The sequence below is a fragment of the Streptomyces sp. NPDC058295 genome (genome assembly GCF_042880655.1).
Lineage (GTDB): Bacteria > Actinomycetota > Actinomycetes > Streptomycetales > Streptomycetaceae > Streptomyces > Streptomyces coriariae.
On sequence record NZ_JBHVYO010000043.1, the window covers coordinates 46747 to 64893 of the forward strand.

The following is an 18147-nucleotide window of genomic DNA, read 5'->3' on the forward strand; positions in this document are numbered from 1 at the left end:
CGTAGCACGGTGTTCGATTACACGACCCCGTTCGATGTTCACCCTGCGATCCATGGACTCAGCCTCAGCGAGCACGCACGCGTACGACGACGTACGCCGACCCGCGTCGAGAGCGCCCCGCGCACTGGCCACCGAGGCCGTGCACGCCGGGCGGGACGACCTGGCCCGCCAGGGCCTGCACGCCCCGCCGATCGACCTGTCCACCACCTACCCGTCGTTCGACAGCCGTGGCGAGGCCGCCCGCATCGACGCGTTCGCCACGACGGGCGCGGAGCCGGAGGGACCGCCCGTCTACGGCCGGCTGGGCAACCCGACGGTCGCCCGTTTCGAGACGGCCCTCGCCCGTCTCGAAGGCACCGAGAGCGCGGTCGCGTTCGCCAGCGGGATGGCGGCGCTCAGCGCGGTGCTGCTCGCGCGTGCTTCGACGGGGCTGCGGCACGTTGTCGCCGTGCGCCCTCTCTACGGGTGCAGCGACCACCTGCTGACCGCCGGGCTGCTCGGCTCGGAGGTCACCTGGACCGACCCGGCCGGGATCGCCGACGCGCTGCGCCCGGACACCGGTCTCGTCATGGTCGAAACGCCGGCCAACCCGACGCTCGCCGAGGTCGACCTGCGGGCTGTCGCCCACGCCTGCGGCTCGGTCCCGCTGCTCGCGGACAACACCTTCGCGACGCCCGTGCTCCAGCGACCCGCCGAGCGGGGCGCGCGGCTCGTCCTGCACAGCGCCACCAAGTACCTGGGCGGACACGGGGACGTGCTGGGGGGCGTGGTCGCCTGCGACGAGGAGTTCGCCGGCCGGCTTAGGCAGATACGGTTCGCCACCGGCGGCGTCCTGCATCCGCTGGCCGGCTATCTGCTGTTGCGGGGCCTGTCGACGCTCCCGGTGCGGGTGCGGGCCGCTTCCGCGACCGCCGCCGACCTGGCCCGGCGGCTGGCCGCCGACCCGCGGGTGGCCCGCGTCCACTATCCGCGGATCGGCGGCGCGATGATCGCCTTCGAGGTCCACGGCGACCCGCACGAGGTGATCGCGGGGGTCCGGCTGATCACCCCGGCCGTCAGTCTGGGCAGCGTCGACACCCTCATCCAGCACCCGGCGTCCATCAGCCATCGCATCGTGGACGCGCACGAGCGCCGGGGCGCGGGCGTGAGCGACCGGCTGCTGCGGCTCTCGGTCGGTCTGGAGGACGTCGAGGACCTGTGGGACGACCTGCGCGGGGCACTCGGCGCGGCGGACGCCACGGCCGCCCCGGCGGGGCGCGGAGCCGCCGTCGTGTGACCGCGGGCGGCGAACCGATAGGCGGCGATGCGGGTGCGGCGGTCCGTGTAGCGCGGTCCGGATACGGCGATGCGGGTGCGGCAGTTCGTGTACGGCAGTCGGGGCACGGCGGTCCGTGAACGGCGGTCCGTGAACGGCGGTCCGTATGCGGACGGCCCGGCGGTGTGGTCGCACCGCCGGGCCGCGTGGTGCTGCGTGACTCAGTCGCGTGCGACGCGCTCGTCGTACCGCCCGGAGCCTGCCCGCGCCCGGCTCGCGGCGCCGTCCAGGCGTGCGGTGATGACCAGGGTGCCCTCCTCGATCTGGTAGTCGAGGGGCAGGCCGAGCCCGCGCATGGCGGCGACCATGCCGGTGTTGGATGCCTGCGTCACGGCGTAGACGCTCTCGCAGCCCGCCTCGACGGCCATCGCCACCAGCCGGCCGAGCAGTTCGGCGCCGATGCCGCGCCGCTGCCACTGGTCCTCGATCAGCAGGGCGACCTCCGTCTCGTCGCCGTCCCACAGCAGGTGACCGAGGCCGACGACCCGCCCCGACGGGGTCTGCACGGCGAGGGTGCGGCCGAAGCGGGGGCTGAGCAGGTGCCTGAGATAGCGGTCGGCGTCGCCGACGGGCCCGTGGTAGCGCATCCCCAGCGTGCGCGAGGAGCACCGGTCGTGCATCGCCTTGGCCGCCGCCAGGTCGCCGGGCTCGGCCCGGCGCACGGTGATGGCGTTGCCCTCGGGCAGCGTCAGTACGTCCTGGCCGCGCGGCACCCGCGGGCCGAGCCGGGCGTCCAGCTCCACCAGCGCACGCGCGCGGGCGAACTCGGTCGGGGTGAACGGCAGATACGGCCGCTCCACGGTGATCACTCCGCCTTCCGGCGCCCGCAGGCGCATCACGGTGTCCTCCAGTACGCCCTCCACGGGCACGCCCTCCTGCCCACGGCCGCTGCCACCCGGCGCGGCGGGCAGCGAACGGATCGTGCAGCGGCCCAGCAACTGACGCAGTGCCAAGGGTAGTTCAGCCGCGTCGAGAGCCGTTCGGGTGGCCAGGCCGAGGACCCGGGTCGGCGCGTCCACCAGGTCGTGGGCGTCGGCCCGCTCGATCCAGGTGCCGTTGCCGCCCGCCCGTGCCACGGCCCGGGTGATCTCGGCCGCCGAAAGGGCGCCCGGGGCGCGCAGCAGGAACTCGTCCACGGTCTCCTCGCCCAGCGGGTGCGTCTGCAGGCTCAGGATGTCCACCCGGTGGCCGGCGAGCGCCGCGCAGAGCGCGGCCAGTGACCCCGGGGCGTCCTTCACCGTCGTCCGCATCCGCCACAGGGCGCTCTCCTCGGCGACCTGGGAGGGGAGTTCGGACGGCCCGGCCTGCGGCTCCTCGGAGCGCGGCCGGGCGTCGGTATCGCCTGTGGGGGGCGCGTGACCGTGGCGCCGTGCCCACCAGGTGTGGAAACCGGCCGTAGCGACGAGCAAGGCCGCGGAGACGGCCAGCAGCGCCGGACCGTCGGGTCCGTGGCCGACCAGGTTCGCCACCCCGTCGGCCACCGCGACCGCGGTGAACAGCGCGGCGAGTTCCACCACGTCCCGTCGCCAGTGGTGCACAGGGCGTCCGCGTTTCGCACGCGTCACATCAGACATGTCTCGAGTCATGCAGCCACTGTGGAGGAACGGTGTTGCGTGATCACGAACGGTTTGTGACTGATGGGTAAAGGTTACCAATGCCCGTTTTGTTAATTCTTCTACGATCACGCCGCGTACGGGGTGTCACGACTGTGCCGCGCACCAGGGGATGACGCCGGTGCGCGGCACGTGTCCGAGGGTACGGGACGCGGACTACTGGCCGACCCGTCCCGGCTGGAGCACCTGTGTGAACAGCACGGTCCCGTCCTGCTCGCGCAGACGCACCGTCAGCTCCCCGCTGCCGCCGTCGATGTCGACCTCGCCGAAGAACTGGTAGCCGCCGGCGGGCGACACGTTCGACGCGGTCGGCGCCTTCACGAACACCCGCTCCGGACCGAAGGTGTTGTCCAGCGCGCTGGCCGGGAAGGCGCCCGCGTTGAGCGGGCCGGAGACGAACTCCCAGAACGGCTCGAAGTCGCCGAACGCGGCCCGCGAGGGCTGGTAGTGCTGCGCGGAGGTGTGGTGGACGTCGGCCGTCAGCCACACCGTGCCGGTGATCCGGCGGTGCTTGATGTACCGCAGCAGCTCGGCGATCTGCAGCTCACGGCCCAGCGGCGCGCCCGGGTCGCCCTGCGCGACGGCCTCGATGTTCGCCCTGCCCTCGGTGGCGTCGGGCACCACCAGGCCGAGCGGCATGTCGGCGGCGATCACCTTCCACACCGCGCGCGACCGGGAGAGCTCCCGCTTCAGCCACTCCAGCTGCTCGGCGCCGAGGATGCCCTGCGGGTCCACGAGCTGGTCGTCCGGCGAGTTGGCGTTGCGGTACGTCCGCATGTCCAGCACGAACACGTCCAGCAGCGGCCCGTGGCGCACGACCCGGTGGACCCGGCCCTCCTTCGCGCCCGGACGCAGGGTCGAGATCGGGAAGTACTCGCCGAACGCCCGCCGGGCGCGCCCCGCGAGCACGTCGACGCTCTTCTCCGTGTAGCGGGCGTCGGAGTCGGCGATCACCTCGCCGGGGTACCAGTTGTTGCGGACCTCGTGGTCGTCCCACTGGATGACGGACGGCACCTGAGCGTTGAAGCGGCGCAGGTTCTCGTCGAGCAGGTTGTAGCGGAAGTTGCCGCGGAACTCGGCGAGCGTCTCGGCGACCTTGGACTTCTCCTCGGTGGTGACGTTGCGCCAGAGGGTGCCGTCGGGCAGCGCCTGGGTCGCCGCGATCGGGCCGTCGGCGTAGATGTTGTCGCCGCTGCACAGGAAGAAGTCGGGATCGAGCTTCGCCATCGCGTCGTAGATGCGGTAACCGCCGAGCTCGGGGTTGATGCCCCAGCCCTGGCCCGCGAGGTCTCCCGACCACAGGAAGCGCACGCCGTGCCGACGCCCGAGGGGCGCGGTGCGGAAGGTACCGGTCACCGGCTCCCCGGTGCGCCGCGGGTCGTCCGGGTCGGCGAGGAGCACCCGGTAGTGGATCTGCTCGCCGGCGGGCAGCCCGTGCAGCCGGGTGGTGCCGGTGAAGTCCGTACCGGCGCCGAGCAGCGGACCGTGCCAGCGGCGGGCCCCGCGGAACGACTCGGTGGCCGCGGTCTCGACGACCATCCGCGCCGGACGGTCGGAGCGCACCCACACCAGCCCGGAGTCGGAGGTCACGTCCCCGGCCTGCACACCCCAACCCGCCTTGGGCCGCCCGGACAGCGCGAAAGCGGGTGCCGCGCCGACGGCGGCGGGCAGGGTCAGGGCCGCGGAAGCGGCGAGCGAGCCGCGCAGGACGCTGCGGCGCCCGGGAAACGGACTGGGTGACATGGAAGGGCCTCCAGGGGCGGGAACCGGCCGGTGTGCACAGCCACAACTACTGGTGCGCCGCAGCGCACACGGAAACCACAAGTGAACAACTGACCGCGCGCACCCGGGATCCGACGCGCACGGCCTGCGTCACCCGCCCGTATCGCCCGTCGGTATCGCCCATCCGTGTCACCTGCCCGTGTCGCCCGTCGGTGTCACCCGCCCGCGACGGCCTCCGCCATCAGCCGTACGCCGTCCCGGATGCGCGCGGGCGACATCTGCGCGTAGCCGAGGACGAGACGGATGCGCGCGTCCCGCACGGCACGCGCGTGTGCGTACTCCGCCAGCGCACGCACCTCGACGCCCGCCGCGGCCGTCCGCGCGAGGAACCGTTCCCGCGGCCCGTACCGTCCCGGAAACTCGGCGATGACATGCAGCCCCGCCGCGATCCCGGACACCCGCGCCCCGGGGAAGTGCTCCCCGAGCGCGCCCACCAGCGCGTCCCGGCGCTCCCGGTAGGCCCGCTGGCAGCGGCGCAGCTGACGGTCGTAGTCGCCGCGCTCCACGAACCGGGCGAACAGCGCCTGGTCGAGCGTGGGATGGCCGAGGTCCATCGTCCGCTTGCGCTCCACGACCTCCTCGGCCAGCGCCTCGGGAACGAGCAGCCAGCCGAGCCGCAGTCCCGGTGCGAGCGACTTGCTGACCGACCCGGTGTAGGCCACGCGCTCGGGGTCCAGGCCCTGGAGCGCGCCCACGGGAGCGCGGTCGTAACGGAAGTCGCCGTCGTAGTCGTCCTCGACCACGAAACCGTCCACGGACCTCGCCCAGTCGAGCAGTTCGGCGCGCCGCCGCGCGGAGTACGCGATCCCGGTGGGGAACTGGTGCGCGGGCGTCGTCACCACGGCCCGTACCCCGGACGACCTGAGCGGATCCACGGCCAGCCCCTCGGTGTCGAGCGCCAGCGGTACGGCGGTGACACCCGCCGCCGCGTACAGAGCGCTGTGCCGGGGGCTCCCGGGGTCCTCGACGCCGACGGTGTCCGTCCCGCGCGCGTGCAGCGCGAGCCCGAGCAGCGCCGTCGCCTGGGCCACCCCGGAGACGATGACGAGGCGCTCCGGGTCGGCGACCACGCCCCGGCGGCGGGCGAGGAGTCCGGCGAGCGCGGTGCGCAGCCGGGGCAGCCCGCGCGGGTCGGGATAGCCGAGATCGTGGTGGGGCAGCTCGGCCAGCACACCCCGCTGCGCGGCGGCCCAGGCGGCGCGCGGGAACAGCGACAGGTCCGGGGTGCCCGGCACGAAGTCGGCCGGTGTCCCCGGGGCCCGCGGAGCGAGGTCCCGCGCGCGTGGCCGGGCCGCCCGGACGGCGCCGCTCACCCAGGTTCCCGCGCCGCGGCCGCTGCGCAGGTAGCCCTCGGCCGTCAACTGCTCGTACGCCTCCGTCACCAGCCCGCGCGAGACGCCGAGATCGGCGGCGAGATCGCGGCTCGACGGCAGGCGGGTGCCCTGCGCGAGCCGTCCCGAGCGCACCGCGTCGCGCAGAGCGGCCTGGAGCGCGCGGCCACGCGCGCGCGGCGGGGCCGAGACGGCCGGCAGCAGCAGTTCCCAGGCTGCCGACCCGGGCCGCGGGCCGGGATTGGTCCCCGATGGCGTCATGGAAGTGGACCTTAACCGGGACCGCCGCCGCTCCTAGCGTCACTTTCATGAACGCGACCACCCTGCGCGGGTCCCTGCTCGCCGCGCTCGCCTGCCTCCTCGTCGGAGGATCGTTCACCGCCAACAGCGTCCTCGGCGACTATCCGTACGCGGGCGGCCAGGCCCTGCGCTACGGCCTCGCCTGTCTGCTGCTCGTGCCCCTGGTGGGGGCGGGGGCCGGGCTCCGGCTGCGCGCGCTGTCCCGCCGGCTGTGGCTGCGCCTGGCGCTGCTCGCGGCCGTCGGGATGGTCGGCTTCAACGTGGCGGTGCTGGCCGCCGAGCGCTCGGCGGAACCCGCCGTCCCCGGCGTACTCGTGGGCTGCGCGCCCGTCGTCGTGGCGGTCGTCGTCCCGCTGTTGGAGGGACGGCGGCCCCGCCGTCCGGTGCTGGCCGGGGCGTCGCTGGTGGCCGTCGGCGCGTTCACGGTGCAGGGGTGGGGGCGCACGGACGGCGCGGGCATCGCCTACTCGGTCTGCGCGCTGGCCGGGGAGGTCGGCTTCGCGGTGCTGGCCGTGCCCGTCCTGCGGGTTCTCGGGCCACGGCTGCTGTCCGCCACGGTGTGTGCGGTCGCCGCGGGCGCGGGCCCGGCGCCCGGGCTGCGTTTGGTACGCGGCGCGTGGCCGGCCCCCGGCCGCTGCCCCCCCCGGGGGGGGCGGCGCCGCCGGCCGAGGCCGCGGCGACCGGTCTGCTGATCGACGGCGGCGCGTGGCTGCGGCGGCCGGACGGCACGGAGGCCGCCGCGCTGCTGTGGCAGGCGGCCGTCGTCACCGTCGTCGGCTTCGTGTGCTGGTACATGGGCATGCAGCGGATCGGCGCGGAGCGCGCCACGCTCTTCTCCGGGCTCATCCCGGTGGCGGCGGCCTGCACCGCCCCGCTCGTCGGAACGGGCTCCTACGGCCCCGCCCAGGGCGTGGGGAGCGCCCTTGTCGGGGCCGGAGTCGCCCTGGGGGCCGGGGTGTTGCGGCGTGCCCCCAGGACGTCAGCGGCTGCCGTCGAGGATCACGCGCGCGACGAGCGCCGGGTCGTCGCTCATCGGGACGTGACCGCAACCGGGCAGCCGCACCAGGCGCGCGGCGGGAATGATCCGCTTGGCCCGGACGCCCTGGCGGCGCACCAGCAGCCAGTCGCGGGTGCCCCAGCCGAGCGTGACCGGTACTCCGGGGAGGTCGTCGGTGAACCGGACCGTGGCGCCGGCCCGCAGGGTCTGGTCGAACCCGGTGGCCCGGGCCAGGGCCAGCGTCTCGGAGACCACGGCCTCGGGTGAACGCCGGCTGGGGCGGGCGTAGATGGTGCTGGTGAGGGCCGTACGGCCGGCCGCGCTGCGCGCCATCCGCTCGACGAGGGGCAGCGGCATCCGGCGCGAGATCTGGCGCATCGTGAGCAGGACGCCGAAGGCGTAGCGGCGCTCGGCCTGTGACCAGAACCCGGCGGGGGACAGCGCGGTGACGGACCGTGCGAGCTTCTCGCGGCCGAGTTCCAGGGCGAGCAGTCCGCCGAGGGAGTTGCCCGCGACATGGGGTCGGTCGAGCTCCAGCGCTTCGCAGAAGGCGGCGAACACGGCGGCCGTCGTGGGCAGGTCGTAGGCCAGTCCGTCCGGCAGGGGCGGGGACACGCCGAAGCCGGGCAGGTCCACGGCGATGACCTCGCGTTCGGCGGCGAGGATGTCCACCACCGGGTCCCAGGCCTGCCGGTGGTGTCCGATGCCGTGCAGCAGGAGCAGCGGCTCGCCCCGGCCCGCGCGCGCGTAGGAGACGGTGACGGGCAGCGGGCCACTGGGGGAGGGGACCGTGAAGGAGACGGTGGCGGACATGAGGAGCTCCTCGACTGGACGGGCCGTGGACCGGCCGGCGGACGCCGTAGACAGCTTGTCAGCAATAGCTACCGACGGGTAGCCCCTGAGAGTGAACCGCACGACCCCTCCTCCTCGGGGCGCCCTTTACTAAGCGGACCTTGCCGGAGTGTCACGAAGACGCGCCCGTACGAACGCGCCGTGAACGCTTTTCTGTCGGACACCTGTCGTCCTCCAGAGGGACCGAGGATTGGTCTTGACCAAGGGTGGGGGCCGCCCTATGGTCGCAGAGAAGTACAACAACCTTTAATAAACAAGGGCGCGAAAAACGCCGCCGGACCACGGCGATTGCGGAGGACAGGGTGGGGACCACGCAGCTGGAATCGGTACCGGAACCGAAGTACTGGCATCTCAAGACCGTGCTCAGCGAGGCACTCGACTCGGAATTCACCGTGGGCGAGATCCTGCCCAACGAGCGTGACCTGGCCGCCCGTTTCGGCGTCGCCCGTGCCACGCTCCGTCAGGCACTGGAGCAGCTCGAACTGGAGGGCCGGCTCCAGCGCCGCCGTGGCGTCGGCACCACCGTCGCCCCGCCGCGGATGGGCGTCGCCGTCGGCAACGACCAGCAGGTCTGGCCGGGCACCGGCGACGACGCCTGGCAGGCCGTCGACTGCACGCTCGCGGCTCCGCCCGCGGTCGTCGCCACCGCCCTGGAGACCGCGCGCGACCAGGCCGTGCACATCGTGCGCCGCTCACGGGTCTCGCACGGCCAGCCCGTCGCCGCCGAACTGCTCTACGTCCCGGTGGCGTCGGTGCCCGACCTCACCGCGATCGACACCCCCTCCGAGGCGGCACGCGCGCGTGCGGTGCTGCGCGAGCTCCAGCGCCTGGAACTGGAGGGCCAGGACCGCGCCGTGGAGCTGGGCTCGGCCCGCGCGGACGACGCCCGGGAACTCGACCGCCTCCCCGGCGCCCCCGTCCTCGTCGTCACCACCCGCTTCTTCGCCGGGGGACGCACCGCGGCGCTCTCCGTCGCGACCTACCGCGCGGACACCTGCCGACTGACGTTCGGCGCGTCCGGCGGTGTGGAGATACACCACGGCCCGGAGCGCCAGGCCTCCTGAACACCGCGTCGCCCGCGGGCCGGATACGGCAGGCTCCCTGAACAGCCTGCACCCGGTCACCGGGCGGACACCCCGCCGCGCCCCGGAACTCCACCGGGGCGCGTCGCGTTTCACCCGTGACGGCCGGTCACCGCCGCGCCGTCACCGTCCCCTCGACCGCGAACAGCTGCTCCTCGACATGGTCGAGGGCGAGCCGTAGCGCTCCCGTCGCCACCGCCGCCTCACCGAGCAGCGACAGGGCCACCTTCGGCGGGCGCAGACAGTAGCGCGCCAACTCGTTGCGCAGCGGCTCCAGCACACCGTCCAGACCGGCCGCCCAGCCGCCCACCACGACCAGCTCCGGATCGAGCGCCAGGACCAGCGCGGCCACGTCGTGGACGAGCCGCTGGATGAAACGGTCCACCGCAGCCCGGGCCTGCCGGTCGCCCCCGCGGGCCTGCGCGAACACCTCGGCGACCGCCTGCTCGTCCAGCGGATGCAACGGCTCGTCCGTCATGGACAGCAGCGTCTCCGGCGTCACCTCCCGGCCCAGCAGATGCAGCGCGCCGATCTCCCCGGCCGCCCCGCCGTATCCCCGGTGCAGCCGGCCCCCGATCAGTGAGCCGGCGCCCGGGCTCAGCCCGGCCAGCACGAAGACGACGTCGTCGGACTCGGTGGCCGAGCCCTTCCAGTGCTCGGCCACGGCCGCCGCGTTGGCGTCGTTCTCCACCAGCACCGGACATTTGAAGGAACGGCTCAGCCGCTCACCCAGCCGCAGCCCCGTCCACTCGGGCAGCGCGGTGCCGAGCCGTACCGTCCCGTCCGCCTCCACTATCCCGGGCGTGCCGACCCCCACCGCCCGCAGCGAGTTGCGCGGGACCCCCGCCCGGCGGAGCAGCTCGGCGACGGCCGTACGCAGCCGCTCCAGCCGTTCGTCCGCCGGTGCCGCCTCGTCGACCTCCTTGGCCTGCGCGCCCAGTATCCGGCCGTCCAGGTCGGACAGCAGCGCGGCCACCCGGTGCGAGCCGATCTCCAGCCCCAGCAGGTGCCCGGCCTCCGCCCGGAACCGGAACCGCCGCGCGGGCCGCCCCTGCCGCCGGGCGACACTCTCGTCGGCCGCCTTCTCGACGACGAGCCCGGCCCCGATGAGATCCTCGACGACCCCCTCGACGGTCGGCCGGGACAGGCCCGTCATGCGGGTGATCTCCGTGAGCGTCGCGCAGTCCGCGGCACGCAGAGCGTGCAGCACCACCGCGGAATTGATCCTTCGCAGCAGCGAGGGATCCCCGCCGGTCAGCTGCCCCAACGTCCGTCCTTCCAGCTCGTGCGCGTGTTGGGCGGATCGTACTCGGCGGGACGTACCCCGGCGAGTAAGGAATCCGTACCGATATCTACCGGCGCTCGCTCACCCCGGCGCGCCGAACCCCGACTCGTACGCCGTGATCACCGCCCGCGTCCGGTTGTGTGCTCCGAGCTTCGCCGGCACCGCCCCGGCATGGGGCTTGACCGTCTCCGCCGACGACGACGAGCCGGGCGGCGATCTCCGGGTACGACATCCCGCGTGCCGTCAGCCGCAGCACCTCGGCCCCCGCTCGGTCGGCCCGGCCCGCTTCAGGGTGTCCCGGGCCGCCCGATCGCCTCCGCGGTCGCCGTACTCGGCGGCCGGGCGCCGCACCGACGCCGCGAACAGCAGCGACCCGCCCTCGGCGACCAGGCGCACCGCGTGCACGATCTCGGCGGCCCGGAACCGCCTCGGCAGGAACCCGTTCGCACCCGCGCGCAGCGCCTCGTAGACGTACTGGTCGCTCGTACACGTACTGGTCGCTCTGGAAGGTCGTCACGACGAGGATCTTCGGCGGCTCGTCGACCGACCGTGGCGCTGCTCGCGGCGGGCCTGACGGCCGTACTGCGCAGCGGGACAGCCGTGTTGGGCATCCTCGTGCCGTTCCTACTGATCGTGTCCTTCGTCTTCTTCGGCGACATGAGCGGCAACGACGCGGACCTGCTGCCCGACCGAGTCGGCCAAGTCGTGCTGCACAGCAGGTGGGAGGGCCCGCTGGGGCCGCGGACGGGGCTCGCGGCGACGGCCCTGTGGACGGCGACGCCGGTCGGCGCAGGGGCGTGGCGGATACGGCGAAGGGATGCCTGAGCGGCAGGCCGGCTGACGGACCGCCAATTGTCAGTGGTGGCGGGTTTACTGGAACTCATGGACATCGACAGGTACCTCGGACCCGGTCACGGTACGACGGCCTTGGTGACCAGTCACGGCCTCACGGTCGCGGACACCGCGGTGCGTCGCGCGGAGGTGGAGCGGTTCCACGAGGAGAAGGAGCACCTGGCGGGGAAACTGACCGTGAGATGGGGAGATCCGGACCACGTCGGGCTGCAGACGGTCCGGCTGCGGACCGGGACCGAGGAGATACCCGAGCCCTGGGCCGAGCTGAGCCTCCGGGTGGGGGACGTGTACCTCTGGCGGGCGGAGGAGCACGACCGCTGGGTGGCCCTGGGCGTCGCCGATCTCGACCCGTGCGACGAGATCCAGCTCCTCCTGGTCGTCACCGAGACCGACCCGCCCTGAGGCCCCCGGCACGACGTCCCGGGACGGGACCCTCAGTCCTGCGCCGCCACCCGCAGCCGCGCGAACTCCTCCGCCATCGTCGCCGCCGTCCAGTGGGCGTTCAGCCCGCTGGGATTCGGCAGCACCCATACGCGGGTGTCCCCGATGAGCCGCTCCTGCGGGCCCACCGCCGCCTTGCGGTCGTCGAAGGCCGCCCGGTACGCGGTCACGCCCACCACCGCCAGCCAGCGGGGCTTCAGCCGGGTCACCTTCTCCGCCAGCAGCCGCCCGCCGTCCTGGTACTCCCGGGCCGTGAGCTCGTCGGCCCGCGCGGTCGCCCTCGCCACCACGTTCGTGATGCCGAGACCGTAGGACAGCAACTCCTGCTGCTCGGCGGGCTTCAGCAGCCTCGGGGTGAAGCCGGACAGGTGCAGCACCGGCCAGAAGCGGTTGCCCGGGCGGGCGAAGTGGTGACCGGTCGCCGCCGTCATCAGGCCCGGGTTGATGCCGCAGAACAGCACGCGCAGGCCGCCCGCGACGACGTCCGGTACGAGACGGTCGCGGGCGGCCTCCAGCTCCGCCTGGGTGAAGCGCGTCAGAGGATCGCTCCAGGGGTGTAACCGGCCGCCTCCGGACGCTGCTTCACGATCTCCTCGACGCGGCCGACGACCGTGGCCACCTGGGCCGCCGCGGCACCCGTGAAGGACAGCTTGTCGGCCATCAGCGCGTCCAGCCGGGCGCGGTCGAGCGGGAGCCGCTCGTCGGCGGCCAGCTTGTCCAGCAGCTCGTTGCGCTCCGCACCCTGCTCGCGCATCGCCAGCGCCGAGGCGACGGCGTTCTCCTTGATCGCCTCGTGCGCGACCTCACGGCCGACGCCCGCGCGCACCGCGCCCATCAGCACCTTGGTGGTGGCGAGGAACGGCAGATAGCGGTCCAGCTCCCGGGCGACGACCGCCGGGAAGGCGCCGAACTCGTCGAGCACCGTCAGGAACGTCTCCAGCAGTCCGTCGAGCGCGAAGAACGCGTCCGGCAGCGCGACCCGGCGCACCACCGAGCAGGACACGTCGCCCTCGTTCCACTGGTCGCCCGCCAGCTCGCCGGTCATCGACGCGTAGCCGCGCAGGATGACCATCAGGCCGTTCACGCGCTCGCAGGAGCGGGTGTTCATCTTGTGCGGCATCGCGGAGGAGCCGACCTGGCCGGGCTTGAACCCCTCGGTCACCAGCTCGTGCCCGGCCATCAGCCGGATCGTCTTCGCCAGCGAGGAGGGCGCCCCCGCGAGCTGCACCAGCGCGGTGACGACCTCGTAGTCCAGCGACCGCGGGTAGACCTGGCCGACGGACGTGAACGCCCGCGAGAAGCCCAGGTGACCGGCGATCCGGTCCTCCAGCTCGCTGAGCTTGGCGGCGTCGCCCCCGAGCAGGTCGAGCATGTCCTGGGCGGTGCCGACCGGGCCCTTGATGCCGCGCAGCGGGTAACGCCCGAGCAGCTCCTCGACGCGGCCGTACGCGACCAGCAGCTCGTCGGCGGCGGTCGCGAACCGCTTGCCGAGAGTCGTGGCCTGCGCGGCCACGTTGTGCGAGCGCCCGGCCATGACGAGCTCGCCGTACTCGCCGGCCAGCTTGCCGAGACGCGCGAGCACGGCCACCGTGCGGTCGCGGACGAGCTCCAGCGAGAGCCGGATCTGGAGCTGCTCGACGTTCTCCGTCAGGTCGCGGGACGTCATGCCCTTGTGGACCTGCTCATGGCCGGCGAGGTCGTTGAACTCCTCGATCCGGGCCTTCACGTCGTGCCGGGTGACCTTCTCGCGCTCGGCGATGGAGGCCAGGTCGACGGTGTCGAGGACACGCTCGTAGTCGGAGATCGCCGCGTCCGGCACCTCGATCCCGAGGTCCTTCTGAGCCCGCAGCACGGCGAGCCAGAGCTGACGCTCCAGCTTCACCTTGTGCTCGGGCGACCAGAGCGTGGCGAGCTCGGCGGAGGCGTAGCGTCCGGCGAGCACGTTGGGGATACGGGGCTTGGCGGGAGCGGAAGTCACGTGTACGGATTCTACTGGCGATTCGTGCAGGCCAGCGCCACGGCCTCGTTCGGCGGAACCTACGAGACCGGCGTCACCCCACCCTGCTGCCCGGCGTCACCCCGCCCTGCTCGGTGGGGTCGCCCCGGCTCCGGCCGCGTGGCCGGTCGTCCGCGCGCGTAGGGAACGCTGACGGAAACGCGTACGGAAACTCCTACGCCTGACTCTCGTACGGCAGCAGGTCGGGCCGCTTCGGCGGCAGGCCGTCCCCGGAGGACCGGCCGGTCAGACGGCGGCCTATCCAGGGGAGGAGGTACTGCCGGGCGAACCGCGCGTCGGCGACGCGGCGCGCCGCCCAGCCCGGAGGCAGCGTGGCCGGCATCGGCGTGTGCCACTCGGTGTCCTCCGGGTCGTGCCCGAGGCTCTGCCAGACCGCCTCGGCGACCCGGCGGTGGCCCTCCGCCGTCAGGTGCAGCCGGTCGATGTCCCACAGGCGCGGGTCGCCGAGGGAGGGGGCGCCGTACAGGTCGACGACGAGTGCGCCGTGCCGCCCCGCGAGCTCCTCGACATGCACGAACAGCTCCTCCATGCGCGGCCTGAACCGCTCCAGGACCGGCCCCTGCCGGCCGGGGCTGCGCATCAGCACCAGCTCCTTGCACGCGGGGGTCAGGCGCTCCACGGCCTCCGTCAGCAGGCCCTTCACGCGGCCCATGTCGCACTTGGGGCGCAGGGTGTCGTTGAGGCCGCCGACCAGGGTGATCACGTCGGCGCCCATCGCGGCGGCGACCGGCACCTGTTCCTCGACGATCTGTCCGATCAGCTTGCCGCGCACCGCCAGGTTGGCGTACCGGAAGCCGGGGGTGTGGGCGGCCATCCGGGCGGCGAGGAGGTCCGCCCAGCCCCGGTAGGAGCCGTCGGGCAGCAGGTCCGACATGCCCTCGGTGAAGGAGTCGCCGATCGCGACCAGGCTGGTGTGTGTGGGATTCGTCTGCATGGCGACATCGATGGTAGCCCGAGTCTCATACCCAGCGGTCGGTCACCTCCGGCCGCACCTCCGCGGCCTCACGCCCGCTGCCCGAACAGCTCCCGCAACACGTCCTCCATGGTCACCAGACCGGACAGCCGCCCGTCCGAGCCGAGTACGGCCGCCAGATGCGTACGGGTGCCCCGCATCGCGGTCAGGACGTCGTCCAGCGGAGTCGCCTCCCGCACGCGCGCGATGGGCCGCATGTCGCCCAGCCGGAACGCCCTGTCCCGGGGCGAGGCGTCCAGCGCGTCCTTCACGTGCAGGTAACCGACGATCCGGCGCCCCTCGTCCACCACGGGGAACCGGGAGAACCCGGACTCCGCCGCCAGCCGCTCCAGCTCCTCCGGAGTGACGCCCACGCGCGCGTAGACGACCCGCTCCAGCGGCAGGACGACATCACGCACCGGGCGGCGCCCCAGCTCCAGGGCGTCATGCAGCCGCTCCAGGGCGCGGTCGTCGATGAGACCCGCTTCCCCCGCGTCCTTGACGATCTGGGCGAGCTGCGCGTCCGAGAAGGCCGCGGCGACCTCGTCCTTGGTCTCGATCCGCAGGAGTCTCAGCAGGCCGTTCGCGAAGGCGTTGATCGCGAAGATCACCGGGCGCAGCGCCCGGGCCAGCGTGACCAGCGGCGGTCCCAGCAGCAGCGCGCTGCGCACCGGCTCCGCGAGCGCGATGTTCTTCGGCACCATCTCGCCGAGCAGCATGTGCAGATAGGTCGCGGCCGCCAGCGCGATCACGAAGGAGACCGCGTGTCCCGCGCCCTCGGGCACGCCCACCGCGTGGAACGCCGGTTCCAGCAGGTGCGCGATGGCAGGTTCGGCGACCACACCGAGGATCAGCGTGCACAGGGTGATACCGAGCTGCGCGGCCGCCATCAGGGCGGACACGTGCTGGAGACCCCACAGCACGCTCTTGGCGCGCCGGTCGCCCTGCGCGCCCTTCGCGCCGCCTTCGAGGTACTGCTCGATCTGGGAGCGGCGTACGGAGATCAGCGCGAACTCGGCGCCGACGAAGAACGCGTTGACGACGAGGGTCGCCAGTGCGATCAGCAACTGGACGGCGATCACTTCCCGGCCTCCTGTTCAAAACCCTCGGACGGGGCGAGCGGCGCGTGCAGCAGCACGCGCGCGGCCCGCCGGCCCGAGGCGTCCACCACGTCCATGCGCCAGCCCGCGACCTCCATGGTGTCGCCGACCTCCGGTATCCGGCCCAGCTCGGTGGCCAGCAGGCCGGCGAGCGTCTCGTACGGCCCCTCGGGGGTGTGCAGGCCCACGCGCGCGAGCTGGTCGGTGCGGGCGGCGCCGTCGGCCGAGTAGAGCGTGCGGCCCTCGTCGTCCTTGCCCACGGCTGCCAGGTCGGACGTCTCGTGCGGGTCGTGTTCGTCGCGCACCTCGCCGACGACCTCCTCGACGATGTCCTCCAGCGTCGCGACGCCCGCCGTGCCGCCGTACTCGTCGATGACCACGGCCATCGTCCGCTTGCCGGACAGCCGGTCCAGCAGCCGGTCCACGGTCAGCGACTCGGGCACGAGGAGCGGCTCACGCATGATCTCCGAGACGGGGACGCGCGGTCGGCGCTCCGCCGGGATCGCCAGCACGTCCTTGATGTGCGCGGTGCCCACGACCGAGTCGAGGTTGCCGCGGTACACCGGGAACCGGGACAGGCCCGTCGCCCGGGTCGCGTTCGCCACGTCCTCGCAGGTCGCCGCCGCGTCGAGGGCGATGACCTGGACGCGCGGGGTCATCACGTTCTCCGCGGTCAGATCGGCCAGGTTCAGCGTGCGCACGAACAGCTCCGCGGTGTCCGCCTCCAGGGCGCCCTCCTTCGCGGAGTGCCGGGCCAGGGCCGCGAGCTCCTGGGGGCCGCGCGCGGCGGCGAGTTCCTCGGTGGGCTCCACGCCGAAGCGGCGCACGATGCGGTTCGCGGCGTTGTTGAGATGGGTGATGAAGGGCCGGAACGCGGCGCTGAACCACCGCTGCGCGTTGCCCACGCGCTTGGCGACGGCCAGCGGGGAGGAGATCGCCCAGTTCTTGGGCACGAGTTCGCCGACGACCATAAGGAACACGGTCGACAGGGCCGTGCCCAGCACCAGCGCGACGGAGCTCGACGTGGTGCTCGACAGACCCAGCGACTCCAGCGGCCCGGCGATCAGCTTGGCGATCGACGGCTCGGAGAGCATGCCGACCACCAGGTTGGTGACGGTGATGCCGAGCTGGGCGCCGGAGAGCTGGAAGGTGAGGTTCCGGACGGCCTTGAGCGCTCCGGGAGCGCCGCGCTCGCCGCGCTCCACCGCCCGTTCCAGTTCGCTGCGCTCGACCGTGGTCAGCGAGAACTCGGCGGCGACGAAGGCGCCGCACGCGAGCGACAGCAGGATCGCCACCAGGAGGAGCAGGACTTCGGTCATCGGGTCACCTCCGTCCCATGATCGGACAGGGCGGGGAGGGACGCGCGATGTCGCGTGGGGATACTGGGAGGCTCGCCCATGGGCGGACGCTCACACCTTTCATGAAGTCATCAGGGGACCGCGCGGGTCGTCCGCACAGCCCCCCAATAGTAAAGGATCGGCAAAAGAGCCCGTGCGGGGGCTCCGGTCAGTCGCTGAGCGGCTTCACCCAGCGCCGCCACTTCTCCTCGGGCGCGTACCCCGCTGCGCGCCAGGCATGATGCGCCGTTTCGTTGCGGGTGAGCACCATCGCGTCCCCGCGGCGCCCGCCCAGCCGCACGAACCGCTCCTCCGCGGCGGTCAGCAGCGCCGAGCCGATGCCCTGGCGGCGCTGGTCCGGGTGCACCGCCAGCCGGTACAGATGGCACCGCCAGCCGTCGAACCCGGCGATCACGGTCCCGGCCAGCTCACCGCCCCGCTCGGCGAGGATCAGTGCCCCCGGATCGCGCGCGACCAGCCGCTCCACCCCGCTCCGGTCGTCGCTGATGCTCGTGCCCTCGGCGGAGGTCTTCCAGAAGGCCAGCACGTTGTCCAGGTCCTCGGGGCCGGCGGCCCGTATCCGCAGATCAGTCATGGACCGATCCCACCACGCGAGAAACCGGCCGGAACGCGAATTACCACCATGCGGACGCCTGCCGACGCTCCGCGGACGCCTGCCGACGGTCCGCGGACGGACAGCGGGTCCCGGAAACGGCCAGCGGGTCCCGGAACGGCAGACCAGTCCCGGGCGACAAGCGCCGGTACCCGCAGGGCAGGCGGCCGATACCTGGACCGCAGGCGGCCGATACCTGGACCGAAAGCGGCCGGTACCCGGACCGCCGCTCGGCGCACGGCCCGGCGATCACGGGGGCGACCCCCCGGCCGGGTGGC

The 18147-nt window shown here is 73.3% G+C and carries 14 protein-coding genes and 3 pseudogenes; 5 read left to right on the top strand and 12 right to left on the bottom strand.

The features are described from left to right. Positions 1–52 precede the first annotated feature (52 nt). Positions 53–1276 (top strand): trans-sulfuration enzyme family protein, encoded by a 1224-nt coding sequence (locus ACFVYS_RS34290; protein ID WP_389508480.1) that lies wholly within the window; start codon positions 53–55, stop codon positions 1274–1276. A gap of 200 nt (positions 1277–1476) precedes the next feature. On the opposite strand, the gene ACFVYS_RS34295 is transcribed toward ACFVYS_RS34290, so the two are convergent. From ACFVYS_RS34295 to ACFVYS_RS34305, 3 genes are all read right to left on the bottom strand, one after another. Next, the gene (locus ACFVYS_RS34295; protein ID WP_389508502.1) at positions 1477–2853 is read right to left on the bottom strand and encodes a GNAT family N-acetyltransferase; all 1377 of its coding nucleotides are present in this window, start codon (positions 2851–2853) and stop codon (positions 1477–1479) included. Between the two features lie 231 nt (positions 2854–3084). Further along, the gene (locus ACFVYS_RS34300) at positions 3085–4671 is read right to left on the bottom strand and encodes an alkaline phosphatase D family protein (RefSeq protein ID WP_389508482.1); all 1587 of its coding nucleotides are present in this window, start codon (positions 4669–4671) and stop codon (positions 3085–3087) included. 194 nt (positions 4672–4865) lie between these two features. Next, positions 4866–6302, bottom strand: coding sequence for a PLP-dependent aminotransferase family protein (locus ACFVYS_RS34305; protein WP_389508484.1), 1437 nt, complete (start codon positions 6300–6302; stop codon positions 4866–4868). 47 nt (positions 6303–6349) lie between these two features. On the opposite strand from ACFVYS_RS34305, the pseudogene ACFVYS_RS34310 reads away from it, so the two are divergent. Beyond that, positions 6350–7315: pseudogene (locus ACFVYS_RS34310) on the top strand (EamA family transporter); the annotation flags it as partial. Between the two features lie 5 nt (positions 7316–7320). Here the strand turns inward: ACFVYS_RS34310 and ACFVYS_RS34315 are convergent. Next, the gene (locus ACFVYS_RS34315) at positions 7321–8151 is read right to left on the bottom strand and encodes an alpha/beta fold hydrolase (RefSeq protein ID WP_389508486.1); all 831 of its coding nucleotides are present in this window, start codon (positions 8149–8151) and stop codon (positions 7321–7323) included. 341 nt (positions 8152–8492) lie between these two features. Here ACFVYS_RS34315 and ACFVYS_RS34320 point away from each other — a divergent pair, with 341 nt between their 5' ends. Further along, positions 8493–9254, top strand: coding sequence for a GntR family transcriptional regulator (locus tag ACFVYS_RS34320; RefSeq protein ID WP_314219552.1), 762 nt, complete (start codon positions 8493–8495; stop codon positions 9252–9254). 127 nt (positions 9255–9381) lie between these two features. On the opposite strand, the gene ACFVYS_RS34325 is transcribed toward ACFVYS_RS34320, so the two are convergent. Then, positions 9382–10539 (bottom strand): ROK family transcriptional regulator, encoded by a 1158-nt coding sequence (locus tag ACFVYS_RS34325; protein WP_389508488.1) that lies wholly within the window; start codon positions 10537–10539, stop codon positions 9382–9384. 99 nt (positions 10540–10638) lie between these two features. After that, positions 10639–11155: pseudogene (locus ACFVYS_RS34330) on the bottom strand (DNA-binding response regulator). Between ACFVYS_RS34330 and ACFVYS_RS34335 the strand changes: the two are divergent. Together ACFVYS_RS34335 and ACFVYS_RS34340 are read left to right on the top strand one after the other, a co-directional pair. Then, a pseudogene (locus ACFVYS_RS34335) lies at positions 11107–11382 on the top strand (ABC transporter permease); the annotation flags it as partial. The pseudogenes ACFVYS_RS34330 and ACFVYS_RS34335 overlap by 49 nt on opposite strands. Before the next feature lie 57 nt (positions 11383–11439). Beyond that, positions 11440–11811 carry a hypothetical protein gene (locus tag ACFVYS_RS34340; protein WP_389508490.1) on the top strand — a complete coding sequence of 124 codons (372 nt, stop codon included), beginning with the start codon at positions 11440–11442 and terminating at the stop codon, positions 11809–11811. Between the two features lie 32 nt (positions 11812–11843). On the opposite strand, the gene mug is transcribed toward ACFVYS_RS34340, so the two are convergent. The 6 genes from mug to ACFVYS_RS34370 form a co-directional block, all read right to left on the bottom strand. Continuing rightward, on the bottom strand, positions 11844–12389 hold the full coding sequence (gene mug / locus ACFVYS_RS34345; protein WP_389508504.1) for a G/U mismatch-specific DNA glycosylase: 546 nt from the start codon (positions 12387–12389) through the stop codon (positions 11844–11846). Beyond that, positions 12386–13828, bottom strand: a complete 1443-nt coding sequence (gene purB, locus ACFVYS_RS34350; RefSeq protein WP_389508492.1) for an adenylosuccinate lyase — start codon at positions 13826–13828, stop codon at positions 12386–12388. The genes mug and purB overlap by 4 nt, the downstream gene beginning before the upstream one ends. A gap of 193 nt (positions 13829–14021) precedes the next feature. Next, positions 14022–14801 (bottom strand): SGNH/GDSL hydrolase family protein, encoded by a 780-nt coding sequence (locus ACFVYS_RS34355; protein ID WP_389508494.1) that lies wholly within the window; start codon positions 14799–14801, stop codon positions 14022–14024. Positions 14802–14869: 68 nt separating this feature from the next. Continuing rightward, a complete protein-coding gene (locus ACFVYS_RS34360; protein WP_389508495.1) occupies positions 14870–15901 on the bottom strand; it encodes a hemolysin family protein in 1032 nt (343 codons plus the stop codon). After that, positions 15898–17238, bottom strand: coding sequence for a hemolysin family protein (locus ACFVYS_RS34365; protein ID WP_389508497.1), 1341 nt, complete (start codon positions 17236–17238; stop codon positions 15898–15900). Before ACFVYS_RS34365 ends, ACFVYS_RS34360 begins: the two co-directional genes overlap by 4 nt. 187 nt (positions 17239–17425) lie before the next feature. Beyond that, positions 17426–17851: a GNAT family N-acetyltransferase gene (locus tag ACFVYS_RS34370; RefSeq protein WP_389508498.1), complete on the bottom strand. Its 426-nt coding sequence runs from the start codon at positions 17849–17851 to the stop codon at positions 17426–17428. Positions 17852–18147: the final 296 nt, after the last annotated feature.

Coding starts and splice junctions, on each gene's coding strand:
- ACFVYS_RS34300 (WP_389508482.1), bottom strand. CDS start 4,671: ATGTCACCCAGTCCGTTTCCCGGGCGCCGCAGCGTCCTGCGCGGCTCG.
- ACFVYS_RS34355 (WP_389508494.1), bottom strand. CDS start 14,801: ATGCAGACGAATCCCACACACACCAGCCTGGTCGCGATCGGCGACTCC.
- ACFVYS_RS34365 (WP_389508497.1), bottom strand. CDS start 17,238: ATGACCGAAGTCCTGCTCCTCCTGGTGGCGATCCTGCTGTCGCTCGCG.
- ACFVYS_RS34340 (WP_389508490.1), top strand. CDS start 11,440: ATGGACATCGACAGGTACCTCGGACCCGGTCACGGTACGACGGCCTTG.
- ACFVYS_RS34290 (WP_389508480.1), top strand. CDS start 53: ATGGACTCAGCCTCAGCGAGCACGCACGCGTACGACGACGTACGCCGA.
- ACFVYS_RS34370 (WP_389508498.1), bottom strand. CDS start 17,851: ATGACTGATCTGCGGATACGGGCCGCCGGCCCCGAGGACCTGGACAAC.
- ACFVYS_RS34305 (WP_389508484.1), bottom strand. CDS start 6,302: ATGACGCCATCGGGGACCAATCCCGGCCCGCGGCCCGGGTCGGCAGCC.
- ACFVYS_RS34315 (WP_389508486.1), bottom strand. CDS start 8,151: ATGTCCGCCACCGTCTCCTTCACGGTCCCCTCCCCCAGTGGCCCGCTG.